Here is a 14245-nt window from a genome sequence, read left to right as displayed (position 1 = left end):
TCATGACGATGTCTCCCCATGAAGTGCAGGCTTATGTTCTCACCTATCTGGAAGCACTTGATTGTCAGATTATGGAGCGTTCCCCTGCCCATGTTACAGTCAAACTCTCGCCTGAGGCGGACAAAGCGTTGACCAATCGTCCCTATTATTGGGGGTTCGTGGAACGAACCGGAGCACCCGCTGAGACGATGTCCTTTACATTTATATTTGATCCTGACAGTTATCAGCAGGCCATTGAAGCAGCAGAAGCCAAAGTTGTGCAAGCATCACCTCCTGTTGTACCTAACCCTGATGGAACGAATGGCGTAACCAACGGCACTCCTCAAGGCGAGCTACCAAAAGAAACTATTCTAGGCCGTTACTTCGGTATTACACCATCACTGCCACAGCTGGGCCCAGGACGAATATTACGTGAAGAAGTGGTGTACGGCAGTCGCAGACTGCAGCAGATTTTCGGCGCTGCCCGTGAAGGCGGTGCCTTCGTAAACCTGTTCGAACAGGCTGCCAAACGGCAATTGCGCGCTACAGCGCCAGCCGTATATGAGCCTTGGCTTGGTGTGTGTTTCAAGGTGGAATTCGCCTGTGATTTGAAACGGGAGGAATTGCATTTTCTCGGCATCTCCCTTCGCTCGGGTGAAATTATAGAAAAATTCGGCACCAAGCTGAACCGACGTGATCTCAGTCCGAGACTTGCGGAGAACATGCATGTACAGACAGCTAAAGTTTCGTTACTTGATGCCGGAGCTGCTTTGGAATCTCATTTGACAAATCGCTTGCTGGAACTCGATTATAGCTGGGCAGAGAAAGCCCAAGAGCGGCTTGATCTGGAGCTGGACGTGTTGGACACCTACTATGAAGCGGTACTCCGAGAAGATACGCCTGAGGTAGAATCACCAGGTAACATAACCTCAGACACGGAGAATGTCCAATCTGACCGCACGCCACCTGCACCACTGAAAAAAGTTCTGGATATAACTAACGCTAAACCCATTGGAGCAGATGTAGAACTGGCGGCAGAAGCCACAGTACCGATCGACTCCGAGACAGATGCCGAAGAAGAGAAAGCAAAACAGGCGGTAATAGATCGTGAAGCTATGAAACTGCAGTATGAGACACGCCGGACCGAGATGATCTGGCAATATGAACCCAAAGTGAAAGTGACTGCCATTAGCAGCGGCATGTTTCACTTAAGATAGACGAAGACACTACTTTTCCTGCAAATGCTGGCAAAAGTAGTGTTTATTCATGATCAGCTGCCCGACAGGTTGCGGCAACCTTTGCATAGCCTGTCCCCTAGAATGAAACTAGGACCCGCTCAGGTAACGGATAAATGAAAAGTAGGTGTAAATTTGAAACGATTCTTTCATACATGTTGGAACAACGCTCGGAAAACAACCTGTATAACCTTGGGCTTGCTCAGTTGTCTTGCCCTGTTCTCTTTTTGGTCGATAGCCAATGCAGAGGAACAAAAAACGTCTTCACTATCTCCCGTATCATCTACAGAATATAGTCCCGAACATCATGTCATTCAGAATGAAAAGCTAGCTCCCGCTGCTGTACAACGGTTTGCAGAGCAACAAGCTATTACACTTGGTAAAGGTACCGCCGAAGCACATTGGAAGAATGCCGATCTGGCCTTCTACCCTCTGGGGCCGGGTACACATAGCTGGCTCGTGCAAGCTGAGTTTGAAGGCAAACCTATCGGATATATGATTATTACAGTCACAGAGCAGGGTCAGTTGATGCTTAGTGAATATGGTCATGGAGAACAGTCACCATACAACAATGAACTTCTTGGACAAGCCTTGGATCGACAACATGTGAACCTTGAGGCATTACTTGCTGGCGGAGGAGAGCTTCATCTTGGTTATGCTCTTCCCCTGCTTGCTTATTGGAAAGTGGAACAACCTAACCATCCTGCACTTTATATTGATGCTACGAACGGAGATGTACTACCGTCAGAGTTCCTGAACCTGCTGGAGGCTGATTCCAAACAGACCTCTGCCAGCATAAATGATTTGTCCACAATACCATCTTTATCAGTTGATCCACTTCATCTCCGACCCGTCTTCAATCCGGCTGACAATCTGTTGTGGATTACCGCCACGCCTGTTGCTGCCGACCGGGCACAAGATGTGATACAACACGGAGAGAATCAAGAGATTGTTTTCTCAGCGGGTGATCGTAACGTCGTATACGGCGGTCCTCTACCCGTTAGCGGTTATCAGCTATGGCATACAGATCAGGAAGCAGAGTCCATTCTATATGTAGCGCTAGGTGGAAAATCATCCATTCAACGCTTTGTCCCTTTGAGCACATTGCAACAAGACGGCCATTTTTACATCGTTAATCCTTGATCATCAGCAAATTTTTAAGATACAATCAGATAACCTGTACATCTATAAACATCCACAACAAATAAGACGCCTTCCCATTTTATTAAGGGATTGCGTCTTTTGGTTTTACATTAGTGAAATAGGTAAGCGATTGTCACCCTTTACCCGAAGAACTTCGTTTATGGGACTGTGTATCGAATTCTTTTTCCTTTTTCCCCACCCACAGGGATACAGCGAAAGGGATCATACCAAACCACTTCATCGCCCACGGCTCTTTCCTTTTGGTGCGACCTTTCCGCTCTTCCTTCGGCGTATCAATATAATGAACAACACGCTGCGTAATATATTTTACCAATTCATCACTTTTGGCCATAATTCTGCCTCCTTCGCTCCTGCACATTCGCGGAGCTTACGATAGTTCTATTGTGTGCAGGATGTGTACTGGTTAAACATTTTTTTATTGAAAGAAGTATGAAAACCCTCAGAATGCACAGTCTAATGCCAAAGGTATCCATCGAGTCGTTAATCTGCATTCGATACCTATTTCATGAAGGAGTGTGTATTCCCATGTATAAGCTGCTGATCGCTTCGTTAGCCTTGCTAATCAGCTTCCATTGCCTTCCCATGCTTCCCCATGTCGCTTATGGAAAAGCAGCCCCGTCCCAGAACAGTCCATCCATGCTGCCGGTGACCGATGGAGATGCTTATCGCTCAAGTCATCATGCCTTTGCAGCACCCGTTATCCTGCTCGATGTAGGCCATGGCGGTATTGACGGTGGTACCTCAGCCCAAGGTGTGCTGGAAAAAGATATCAATCTGGCCATTAGCCAAAAGGTCTATCTCCTGCTTCGCAGCAAAGGTTATGCCGTTATCATCAATCGACTTGGTGATTATGCACTTAGTGATGAGAACCGCTGGCTGAACAGCCGCTCCCGTCATACCAGAGATCTTGCCCAACGTAAAAGCCTTAGCGAAGAAGTAAGTACTGATATCGTGGTCAGCATTCATGCGAACTGGAGTCCCCGATCGAATGCACATGGCCCGGTGGTACTGCACCAGAAGGAAGGCAGGAGTTATTTGCTGGCCCAATCCATTCAGGACGCCATGAACAAGTTGTACGGAACGGAGCACGGGGTCGTATGGGGCAAGCCCTTTTATATATTGAATTACGTGAAGCAACCTGCCGTCATCGTTGAAACCGGATTTTTGAGCAATGCAGCAGACCGAGCCAGAATGAATGACCCCGCTGAGCAAAAACGAATCGCCCAGTCCATTGCCAATGGCATTATTTATTATCTGTCGGTAGTGTAGGAGCAGAATGCCATTGCCACACCTCTCGAACCAGATCACCGATTCCTACAAATTGAACCTGGTTTTGCAGACGAGAGACGGATTCACGAATTACTGCGGATGTGTTCATCCCCGAATGACCGACATGACCAATGACAACACAGATATTCTTGTCGATCGCACGCTGAGCAGCCAGATCCAGTTGCTTGCGAATGTGTGGCTTGGAGTTTTGATCATCCAGAAAAATGTCATTGCCTACAGGTGGCATATTTTTGGATACGGCCAGTTCCCCCACCACGGAGCGAAAGTTCGTACGGCTGTCTACAAAGAAGAGGCCCCGCTCCTTGCATACATCGAGCACAATTGACATGATGCGTTTGTCCGAAGTAATTTTGGAACCCATATGATTGTTCATGCCAATTGCGTGGGGCACATCATCAATCGCTTTCTCCACACGTGAACGGACTTCTTCATCTGTTAGATTGGATGTGATTGCACCCGGGCCCAGCCATTCAGGTCGTCCTTTCTTGGGTTCCATGGGCATGTGCACAATCACATCCATCCCCTTTTCATGTGCAGCTATCGCATCTTTCTTCGTTGTGGGTAAAAAAGGCATGACCGCTACCGTTAGTTTAACTGGCATCGCCAGGATCTCTGCCGTACCCTTCATGTCATTACCAACATCATCGATGATAATGGCTAACCGTTTGTGATTCGATGTGGACTCTGAAGCTGCCGCTGTTGGCCCTCCTACGGATATGCCTGCGTAAATCACAATCAAAAATGCCATAATACCTGCAATTAATCGATAATTCTTTCTCTGTTCCTTCATCAAGATTCCCTCCCCGTAACTTCTGTGATCTCATTGTTTGATAATGAAGGGAGGAATATGTAAGCCAAAGCCTTCCTTAATAACAACATCCCCAGCCATTGGAGACCTCTATCTCAAGCGAAGATCCCCATTATTCCAGTTTTTTCCTATCAATTCAGACAATAACTGTCATTGTACAGTTGGAAAATAGAGATTAATTAGAAAAAATACTGTAATTTGTCAGGTTTTCAGTTTAGGAATTATTTAGTAGAATCAACAAATGAAAGAGCTTATATGCTACATTTCTTTCCTATGATTTATGGAAGGAGGTTTTGAAAGGGTTTACATAAAATAAATGCAAGACAATCCGCTATTCTTGTTTGTTATTCCTGGTCGCGGTTTATCTATGTAACCATTTACCATTATCGAGGAGGATGAAAGTAGTGAAATTCAAACTAAAAAAGACGATTAATGTTCTTTTGGCCTGTTTAACAGCCCTGCCTTTGATGTTAACCCCGACAAATGTGTCAGCAGCCAGCGATGCCAACATTAATTTGTCCTCGGAAAAACAACTGATTAAGGGCTTTGGGGGCATTAACCTTCCTGCCTGGATTGGTGATCTGACTCCCGCTCAACGTGAAACTGCTTTTGGTAATGACCAGAATCAGTTAGGCTTTTCAATTCTCAGGATCTACGTCGATCCGGATTCTAATAACTGGTATCGTGAAGTTGCCACAGCCAAACGGGCTATTGAAAAAGGGGCTATCGTATTTGCATCCCCATGGAATCCTCCAAGCAGCATGGTTGAAACGTTCAACCGCAATGGGGACACCAATGCCAAACGTCTGAAATACGACAAATATGCCGCATATGCGCAACATCTGAACGACTTTGTAACCTACATGAAAAATAACGGCGTAGATCTGTATGCCATTTCTGTGCAAAATGAACCGGATTATGCTCATGACTGGACCTGGTGGACTCCACAAGAGATCCTTCGATTCATGAAAGAAAATGCCGGGTCCATTCAAGGTACCAGAGTCATGGCGCCTGAATCCTTCCAGTATTTAAAGAATATATCCGACCCAATCCTGAATGATCCGCAGGCACTTGCCAACATGGACATACTGGGAGCACATACGTATGGAACCCAGATTTCGAATTTTGCCTACCCTCTCTTTAAGCAAAAAGGAGCCGGTAAAGAACTGTGGATGACTGAGGTGTACGTTCCGAATAGTGACAACAACTCAGCAGACCGCTGGCCTGAAGCACTGGACGTTTCCTATCACATGCACAATGCCATGGTAGAAGGTGATTTCCAGGCCTATGTGTGGTGGTACATCCGCAGACAGTATGGTCCGATGAAAGAGGACGGTACCATAAGCAAACGCGGATATAATATGGCTCATTTCTCCAAATTCGTGCGTCCAGGCTACCTGCGAGTCGACGCAACGAAAAATCCGGATACGAACACCTTTGTCTCAGCCTACAAAGGTGATAACAAAGTTGTCGTCGTGGCGATTAACCGTGGAACTTCAGCCACAAGCCAAAAATTCGTTCTGCAGAATGGTAATGCCTCCACTGTGTCCTCATGGATTACGGACAGCAGTCGAAACCTGGCAAGCGGAACCCTGCTTACCGTATCCAATGGAGCCTTCACGGCACAGCTCCCGCCTCAGAGCGTAACAACATTTGTTGCCAACATTACTGGCGGAAATAGCGGCGGGAATACAGGCAGTGGCACTACGTATGAAGCTGAGACCGGAACGTCACTTACGGAAGCTGCCATTGAAACAATCTACCCCGGTTACACTGGCTCCGGGTATGTTAACTTTAATGCGATGACTGGTTCAGCCATTCAATGGAACGGCATTAATAACGCTACAACAGGTACCAAAAACGTAAAGTTTCGTTATGCGCTGGAAAGTGGAACACGGAACCTCGACATTTTTGTGAACGGAACCAAAGTCATCAGCAACGAACCCTTTCCGGCTACGGGAAGCTGGTCCACTTGGGTTGAAAAAACAATACAGGTCCCCATGAACACGGGGACCAATACATTGAAAGTGGTTACCACCGGATCGGAAGGACCGAATATTGACAGCATTAATGTTACCGCAGCGCAATAAAAGTTCCATATGGCTGATGGAAGACCATTTGCTGTAAGAGCAGCTAAGTAGTAACCTCTTGGATACTCAAGTCTAAAGTTAGTGTTATATCAAAAAATGCAAAAAAAGACTCCTTAAGCATTAGCTTAAGGAGTCTTTTTGTTAGATGCGGTCGAGAGGACTCGAACCTCCACGGGGGGGTTAGCCCACACGGACCTGAACCGTGCGCGTCTGCCAATTCCGCCACGACCGCATATTGTATCTCCGTCATCAATATTGGCGACAAGAAATAATATATCATGTGGAATCTATCATGTCAACACTGAAAATAATAACAATAAAGCCCGAACCAGACATCCATGTCGATTCGGGCTTTACCTTTAACTACAAATTACAGCTTGGAAGGCCAGTTGCCATACCAGGCATAACCGCCTCTTCTTTCTTTATCAATATCACTTAATTTGTATTTAACTACCCCGTCACGACCAATAAAGATTGGTTTATCCGTTCCGATCTCATAGAAGCGTGCCCAAATTGGTGCAGCTTTGGAATCTGCGATAATTTTACTGTCTCCATTAGCTCTTTCATACTTGTAACCCGTAATTTTCACCTTGTTAAACCAAGCCTCAGCTCCTTTAATGGATGCGGTAATTTTAGCGTTAGCAGGTCTGGTTTTTAGAAATTTAACAATCGTTACACTCTCTCCAGCTGTCAGCGATGGCACTTCGTAGATTCTTGCGCTCGCTGGTTTAAGGGAACTGGAATCATGTTGTTGTCCCCATGCTGTCAGCTTACCACCTGAAACGACTTGTGTATTCAGAATCGCCTCCACACCTTTGGCAACTGAATTTTTACTGCGGTTAGCAAGTGTGCTGTCGATAAATGAAAAATCACCTTTGCGGGCTGCTACTTCATCCAGCATGATCATTACATTAATCATGGCATCATCATTATAGGTAATGTGCTTGTGATATCCGGAGCTTTGGTAGACCTGTGGCCATCCTCCGTTTGAATACTGCATGTTGATCAAAAAGTTAATTCCTTTGATTGCAGCTGTGGAGTATCGCGGATCATTCGTCTTTTTAAACTCCTTCGCCAATCTTCTAATTTCTGAGTATGTAGCCTTGTTGTCTATCGTGGACTTCGCCCACTCTCCACTTGTCTGTTTATAATCTTTTCTCCAACCTCCATCTGGCAGCTGGTTCTTCAAAATATCAGAAATACTCGCTGTAGTACCCGATGCATCCGCAGCAGATACCGTCCCTACAGGGAGAACTGCCATTCCAACTGCTGAGAACACCATCGTACATGCCAGGACAAAAGTAATTATTTTCTTCGCTTTCAAATGTAACACTCTCCTATGTTCGTTTTTATAAATCTGCCACTTCTACTTTACCTATGATAAGCGTCCCCAAACCTCCTTTATTTGTATTTATCGCATAATAAAATCAATTTTAATCCAATATGTGGATTGGATAATCAGATAATATGCAAAAAATCGATTTTTGTCAATATATGCAACTTAATGAATATAATCTCTCTAATTCTACATAACGGAATAGTTCTTTTAACTCATGACAAACCTATTTATTTATCCAAATTCGTCTTAAACGAATCAATAATGACGTTTTTGTCATGAATGATACCCAAACTTAATCCCTTCTTTCATATAAAAACCTTAATTCCGCTAACATTGAGGTATTACGAAGGGTTTTAAATGGGTTTGACAATTACGCATTTATGCAATATAGTTTCAAATAGTTACAAAAACTTAATTATTCATTGCCGAGTTTCATGTTTGAAAACGGGGGAACCAATTTGGGTGAATTATTCTTATACATAGGAAATATAGGGAACCTTCTACCGAACCCTTAGCTAACTCCGTAGGCATCGAAGGGAGAACATTGATTTTGAAAAAACTGATTATCTCCATTTTTGGAGCAGCTGTATTATTTACATCCGGGGCAACAAGCACAGAGGCAAGCAGTATCAACTCCGTAGTGAACAACATGACAGGTATTCCTTACAAATGGGGTGGCACGACTGTAGCCGGCTTCGACTGTTCTGGTTTTATGAGATATCTTTTCAACAAATACAGCATTGAATTGCCACGTACTTCTCAGCAGCAAGCCAAAGCAGGTACTCCGGTAGCCAAAAGCAATGTTCGGACAGGTGATCTGGTGTTCTTTAATACAACAGGCAAAGGCATTTCACATACAGGTGTATATATCGGCGGCGGACAATTCGCTCATGCCTCCAGCAGTAAAGGTGTAAGCATCACGAAGTTATCGAATCCATACTTCAATGACCGCTATGTAACAGCACGTCGGGTAACTGGACAGTTTATGTATGATAAAATGTTAGGTAAAATGTAATTCACATACAAAAAGGCATCGGTTATTAACCGGATGCCTTTTTTGTACTTAAAATGTATGTTGCATTGCTTACTAATGCAGCGCCTTCTGCACTCGCATCGCACCCTGAGACAGGGCATGTCCTCCTCCAACAGCTCCGGCCACGGCTACGGTCTCCATAATCTCCTGATCTGTTGCACCCTTGGCACGTGCTTCTTCTACATGGTAGAAGGTACATACCTCATTGTTGGCGAATAATCCAATGCCAAGTGCAATTAGCTGTTTTGTCTTGGCATCAATCACGCCTGGTTGGAAGCATTCTCCCGTAAACTCATGATATGACTTCACCACACCTGGCAGTACATCGCTTAATGCTCCAATCTGATCCTTGTAGGCATGAACTTTATCATTCATCAATGTCATGGCTTGTAGCACACCCTCTCGGCTATAGTTACAGATCTTCCTCACTGTACCTATCTTCTCTCCCGAGTGAGTCAATTATGCCAAGAAATCATGGTAATTCCAAACATTTAACGCTCATGGCTCTGCCATAATTATAAGCTGTTACTCACTAAGTGGACTCTGGCGCGGCTCACTGAACAGCTGATATTTGTAACTGCGATCCAGCTTAACGACACGTCGATTCTGACGACGGATAAGTACCTGCTGGCCATCCCAGGCAACAACAATCCCGGTTACATCGTTAGATTCCAGCTCGTCCCGTACTACTCTTACTTTCTCACCTGACAGACGCAGGGCGTCCAGTTCTGTATCACTTATCATCTTCATGGCTCCTATATTCCAAATTTATTTACAAAAAGAGACCTAAATGAAATGTCATTTAGGTCTCACGTGACTGTATTGGACTGTCATGTCATTCGAAATTATGTCCCGACTGAAAGTTACCGCTGCGCGTGCTCTTTGCTGTCGTTCTTCTCGAACCAAAAATCAAGCACTTTGGCAGACATCACACGTTCTTCAAGGTACTCCACTTGATGCGGTGTAAATTGTTCTTTCCAAGAGAAGGACAACTCTTCGCATAAGCCTACAATCGTCAGTAATTCTGACCAGGCAACATAGCGTTTGTACCAGAAAAATTGAGGATGTTCAATCATATAGGGATAAAGGTCATCGAATTCCGTATGTTTACAATCCAGGGCACGTTCAAAATGAACTTTCGATTCCGCCAGCTTATCATTGAAAAATTGTTCTGTTGCCGGTTGGTTCCCCATGGTGTTGCCTCCTCTCCCTAACATAACCCCATTATAAATGAAATCGGCGGTCATGCAAAGGCATAGTTCAAAAAATAGGCCCTATTCCTTTAAAATGTCACATTTCGTTATCGTCAAATTGTACCGTACCATCGTTCAGGGAACGAATGCGTACCAAGGCTTCCACCGGAATACCCTGTTCACGAATCGTGCGTGCCCCTGCCTGAAAACTTTTCTCGACCACAACGCCGAATCCGACAAGTTCCGCACCGGAACGCTCGATAATTTTGATGACGCCACGAGCGGCATCGCCATTGGCAATGATATCATCAATGAACAAAATACGGTCATTCTCATGAATGAACTCGCGGGATACCATAATGTCAGTTACAATTCCTTTGGTAAAGGACGGTACACGTTCACAGTAAGCATCAGGATCAGCCAGAAGTGTTTTTTTGCGACGGGCGAATACAAGTGGCACCCCAAGTTCATAGGCTGCGGCAAACGCAACCGGAATCCCTGAGGATTCTACCGTGATTACCCGAGTTACTCCACTTTCACGAAAACGGGCAGCGAACTCACGTCCCATCTCCATCGTTAATGCAGGATCAATCTGGTGGTTCAACAGACCATCCAGCTTTAATACTTGATCCGAGATAACCACACCTTCTTGTAAAATTCGTTGTTTCAATAATTCCATGATTTGACCTCCCAAGCCTATCCTATGAGGTAAAAGTATCATATATCTATCTATAAGTTCAAGCGAAATTGCCTGGGCGCTTTCCTTGGGACGCAATTCAAGCCAAAGCTCATTATCGATTGTCATGACTTTCGTGGGTCAAGCATACCTTGTACCATGGTACCCGCATGTCCAAACTAAACAGGGGCCTGAGAGGGGAAACACATGAAACAGGCATTTCGGGTGCTGCAGATCGCATTTACATACATCGGAACGGTTGTCGGAGCCGGCTTCGCTACAGGGCAGGAAATTTTGCAGTTTTTTACCCAGTATGGCAAATGGGCCACCGTCACCATAGGCTTATCCACCATGCTCTTTGTCTGGTTAGGTACCAAAATGATGCTGATCGCTCATGATACCGGGTCCCGCTCTTATGAGGATCTGAACAAACATTTATTCGGCCACAAGGCAGGCAAATGGATCACCTGGGTAACCCTTCTCATTCTCATTGGTGTGAACAGTGTCATGCTTGCCGGAGCAGGTTCCGTTTTTGTCGAACATCTGGGTTTGCATTATCAGACAGGTCTGATCGTCACACTTGTAGGGACATATCTGCTTCTCGGTCGGGGCATTCAGGCCATCCTACAAATGAATAGCATCGTCGTGCCCATGATGCTCCTGTTATCTCTGCTCATGATCACCAGTACGATCCATCATCCAGGTGCTTCCCGATTCATCACACTGACGACAGACTCAAACCCTATTCAAGTGTGGCTGTCTCCACTGTTGTATACTTCATTCAATCTGGTGTTGGCTCAAGCTGTTCTTGTGCCAGTAGGTAACCAGATTCGTAGTCGGAATGTGCTGAAGTGGGGTGGAGTTTTGGGTGGAATTGGCGTTGGTTTCATGCTGATGGCAGCTCATTTTGCCATGTCAGCTCAGATGCCCGGCATCATCCAATTCGAAATCCCGATGGGTAGTATTGCCTTTCAACTTGGATGGGCAGTGCAATCTGTATATGTATCCCTTATTTTCATGGAAATATTCAGTACCTTTGTAGCCGATATCTATGGAATGACCTTGCAACTGAGACAACATATACGCGTTCACCCCCGTTTCATTACATTAACCATTATGCTGTTGTGTTACTCACTCAGTCAGTTTGGATTCAGTTCCCTGCTATCCATCCTTTACCCCATCTTTGGAAGTATGGCATTAATCTGGGCTGCCAAATTGGTACTGAACCGCTGGGGCGCCTTTCGTAGACGCAACAATATATAAATCTCACGGTCCATGTGCTTCATGAATATGAGCATCCGTTTGCCTCATAACCACAAGTCACCGCGGTTACTCTTTCCTTAAACATGACAAAAAGCCGCTGTTTATCACAGCGGCTCGCACTTTTTGCCCTACGTTTTAGGCTTTGCTAGGAAACTGCAGATACATCTTTTTCAACTCATTGACCGATCTGCCGAGCGAGTAATGTGTCTTGGCTTTTTCACACGCTGAACGGGCAAGTTCATAACGATAAGCCGGGTCCAGCATCACCTTTTCAAGCGCTTCAGCCAATGCAGAAGGATCTTCTGCCGGTACAAGCAACCCATTGCTACCGTTCTCGATCTGTTCCGGTATACCACCTACATCCGTACCCACAAGGGCAAGACAACTCAGCGCCGCTTCAGCGAAGACGGAACCAAATGCTTCTGCCCGTGAAGGAAGTACAAAAATATCAAAGAATGGCATGAATTCCTCAGGGTGCAGTGTGTAACCATAGAAGATGGTCTCATTATAGATCCCCAATCGTTGTGCCAATTCTTCCAGATCAGGACGAATCGGTCCATCTCCAATAATATGTAACACATAATCATGACCTCGGCCCTTCAGTTCCGCACAAGCTTTGAAAAGAATATCCAACCCTTTTGCCGGAACAAGCCGACATACCGTGACCAGTTGTGGTATCGCATTATCATGAGGAATCGGCTTAAACCGCTTCTCATCAAATCCATTGGGAATCACACCGATGACATCAGGTTCCTTCACGTAGGGAGCCAGATAACGACGGAACGAATCCGACACCGTCAAGAGGCGCTCTGCCTGATGTTCCAGCTCACCATATATCGCAAGCAGGAATCGATGCTCGGGTCCATCCGTTTCAATGCGTCCATTAAGGATTAATTCTCGTTCATAACTAGAGTGAATCGTCTGAATGAGGGGTGTATCCGGGAAAACCGTTTTCATCGCAAGTCCTGCAATTGGGTGGTGTGCATGGATCAGATCATAGGGCTTCTGAATACGCAGTTTGGTCCACCAAAGATAATCACGATAGGTTTGAATATATTTTTGGACAACAGGACTATCCTGATATTCCGTCCAGTCAAACGTTTCGAACTGAACTTCCTCTCTGCCCTTGTTGCGAATTCGCTTTGGCAACGAGAACAGATCCATTTCCCACCTCGGGGTTGTAAATCTCTCTTGCATATACGGAATCATAGAGGATACACCTCCGGGCTGCTCCGGAGGAAAGAAAAGCGCCTGCAGCAATTTCACCGTTAGTTTCCCCCTTTCTAACTTACGTACTACTCTACTATCCATTATGACATAGGGAAGCCGGAACATCTATATTACGTAAGATAGTGCAAACTTTTGGCTATTTAAACCGCTCAATCAAAGCTACACTGATCAAGCTTTTGTTCACCAACTCGTATATACAACATATTCATGAAACGTGCCCCTCAGAAGCAAAAGCTTTAATCCAGCTGTTAACCGCTCGCGTTTGTCGTCAACATAATCATTGGGTATTCAGAATTCTCAGCTCAGTAGCTCCACGGGCTTCTCATATGTACTGTAACCATCTGTCTCTCCCAAAAAAGTATACCCGTTCCGCGCGTAAAAGGCGTTCAACGTTGCGTTGCTCGCTCCGCAATCTAACCGAACCGTATGTTTGCCTTCAAAATGTATGCCACTGCTGGACCATTGCAAAATGGACCGTCCCAGACCGCTCTGAGCATATTTTCTTCGAATCGCCAGCCGATGCAGATAAATTGCACCATCCTCGGGATGAGCTTTTGAACCCCAAAGATGAATATCCCAAGGGCTTGGCTGAACCAAAAGGATGACCATCCCCGCTACGTCCGCTCCTTTTTTAAATACAAACACATCTCCACGCCGAATCGCCCCTGCCGTATCATGAGAATCTTCCCCTTTAAGCAGAGCGTTCCATTGGGAAGAACCTTGGCTCTGTAACCATTCGGCTGTCTCCACCAGCAGCGACATCACATCGTCCGTATCTTCCGGCTTCGCCTGAACCGCTTGAAAACCATCGTTAATATATTCGCTACTGATCCTGAATGAGTGCATCATTGTTCTCCTCCGCTTCCTGATCTCTTTTAAACTAATGGTACTATACCGGGAAATGGATTTTTCGTCAAAATGAGAACAAAAAAAGGTAAAAGGCGG

15 protein-coding genes, 1 tRNA gene and 1 riboswitch are annotated in these 14245 nt (G+C 45.4%); of the genes, 6 read left to right on the top strand and 10 right to left on the bottom strand.

Features of this window, described 5'->3' with window-relative positions; translation table 11 throughout:
- The first annotated feature begins 2 nt into the window (after positions 1–2).
- On the top strand, positions 3–1196 hold the full coding sequence (locus NZ043_RS19720; RefSeq protein ID WP_240767973.1) for a YqhG family protein: 1194 nt from the start codon (positions 3–5) through the stop codon (positions 1194–1196).
- Between the two features lie 153 nt (positions 1197–1349).
- The gene (locus tag NZ043_RS19715; RefSeq protein ID WP_339309090.1) at positions 1350–2357 is read left to right on the top strand and encodes a hypothetical protein; all 1008 of its coding nucleotides are present in this window, start codon (positions 1350–1352) and stop codon (positions 2355–2357) included.
- Positions 2358–2490: 133 nt separating this feature from the next.
- Here the strand turns inward: NZ043_RS19715 and NZ043_RS19710 are convergent, their stop codons facing one another.
- Entirely contained in the window at positions 2491–2709 is a 219-nt protein-coding gene (locus NZ043_RS19710; protein ID WP_091032160.1) for a YqzE family protein, read from the bottom strand.
- 194 nt (positions 2710–2903) lie between these two features.
- Between NZ043_RS19710 and NZ043_RS19705 the strand changes: the two genes are divergently transcribed.
- On the top strand, positions 2904–3647 hold the full coding sequence (locus NZ043_RS19705; RefSeq protein ID WP_091032163.1) for an N-acetylmuramoyl-L-alanine amidase: 744 nt from the start codon (positions 2904–2906) through the stop codon (positions 3645–3647).
- Here the strand turns inward: NZ043_RS19705 and NZ043_RS19700 are convergent.
- Positions 3622–4458, bottom strand: a complete 837-nt coding sequence (locus NZ043_RS19700; protein WP_240767972.1) for a divergent polysaccharide deacetylase family protein — start codon at positions 4456–4458, stop codon at positions 3622–3624. The genes NZ043_RS19705 and NZ043_RS19700 overlap by 26 nt on opposite strands.
- A gap of 422 nt (positions 4459–4880) precedes the next feature.
- On the opposite strand from NZ043_RS19700, the gene NZ043_RS19695 reads away from it, so the two are divergent.
- The gene (locus NZ043_RS19695) at positions 4881–6566 is read left to right on the top strand and encodes a carbohydrate-binding protein (RefSeq protein WP_339309089.1); all 1686 of its coding nucleotides are present in this window, start codon (positions 4881–4883) and stop codon (positions 6564–6566) included.
- Between the two features lie 146 nt (positions 6567–6712).
- Here NZ043_RS19695 and NZ043_RS19690 read toward each other — a convergent pair.
- Positions 6713–6798 (bottom strand) — tRNA-Leu (locus NZ043_RS19690).
- A gap of 138 nt (positions 6799–6936) precedes the next feature.
- On the bottom strand, positions 6937–7899 hold the full coding sequence (gene pelA / locus NZ043_RS19685; RefSeq protein WP_036609609.1) for a pectate lyase: 963 nt from the start codon (positions 7897–7899) through the stop codon (positions 6937–6939).
- A 419-nt stretch (positions 7900–8318) separates the two neighbouring features.
- Positions 8319–8450, top strand: a riboswitch (cyclic di-AMP (ydaO/yuaA leader).
- A gap of 5 nt (positions 8451–8455) precedes the next feature.
- Between pelA and NZ043_RS19680 the strand changes: the two genes are divergently transcribed.
- Positions 8456–8920 carry a C40 family peptidase gene (locus NZ043_RS19680; protein WP_091032168.1) on the top strand — a complete coding sequence of 155 codons (465 nt, stop codon included), beginning with the start codon at positions 8456–8458 and terminating at the stop codon, positions 8918–8920.
- Between the two features lie 72 nt (positions 8921–8992).
- On the opposite strand, the gene NZ043_RS19675 is transcribed toward NZ043_RS19680, so the two are convergent.
- The 4 genes from NZ043_RS19675 to NZ043_RS19660 all read right to left on the bottom strand — a co-directional run bounded on the left by NZ043_RS19675 (position 8993) and on the right by NZ043_RS19660 (position 10810).
- A complete protein-coding gene (locus NZ043_RS19675; RefSeq protein WP_017689352.1) occupies positions 8993–9322 on the bottom strand; it encodes a carboxymuconolactone decarboxylase family protein in 330 nt (109 codons plus the stop codon).
- 141 nt (positions 9323–9463) lie between these two features.
- Entirely contained in the window at positions 9464–9682 is a 219-nt protein-coding gene (locus tag NZ043_RS19670; RefSeq protein WP_133384248.1) for a hypothetical protein, read from the bottom strand.
- Between the two features lie 119 nt (positions 9683–9801).
- Positions 9802–10131 (bottom strand): hypothetical protein, encoded by a 330-nt coding sequence (locus NZ043_RS19665; protein ID WP_036609615.1) that lies wholly within the window; start codon positions 10129–10131, stop codon positions 9802–9804.
- Positions 10132–10228: 97 nt separating this feature from the next.
- A complete protein-coding gene (locus tag NZ043_RS19660) occupies positions 10229–10810 on the bottom strand; it encodes a xanthine phosphoribosyltransferase (protein WP_036609617.1) in 582 nt (193 codons plus the stop codon).
- Between the two features lie 204 nt (positions 10811–11014).
- Here NZ043_RS19660 and NZ043_RS19655 point away from each other — a divergent pair, with 204 nt between their 5' ends.
- Positions 11015–12070 (top strand): hypothetical protein, encoded by a 1056-nt coding sequence (locus tag NZ043_RS19655; protein WP_091032171.1) that lies wholly within the window; start codon positions 11015–11017, stop codon positions 12068–12070.
- Between the two features lie 135 nt (positions 12071–12205).
- On the opposite strand, the gene NZ043_RS19650 is transcribed toward NZ043_RS19655, so the two are convergent.
- The gene (locus NZ043_RS19650) at positions 12206–13336 is read right to left on the bottom strand and encodes a glycosyltransferase family 4 protein (RefSeq protein ID WP_074094467.1); all 1131 of its coding nucleotides are present in this window, start codon (positions 13334–13336) and stop codon (positions 12206–12208) included.
- Between the two features lie 261 nt (positions 13337–13597).
- A complete protein-coding gene (locus NZ043_RS19645; protein WP_133384247.1) occupies positions 13598–14146 on the bottom strand; it encodes a GNAT family N-acetyltransferase in 549 nt (182 codons plus the stop codon).
- Positions 14147–14245 lie beyond the last annotated feature (99 nt).

The organism is Paenibacillus sp. FSL k6-2145, assembly GCF_037976585.1.
Taxonomy (GTDB): Bacteria; Bacillota; Bacilli; order Paenibacillales; family Paenibacillaceae; genus Paenibacillus.
Note: the sequence above shows the minus strand (reverse complement) of the source record. Positions and strands in the feature narration are given on the sequence as shown.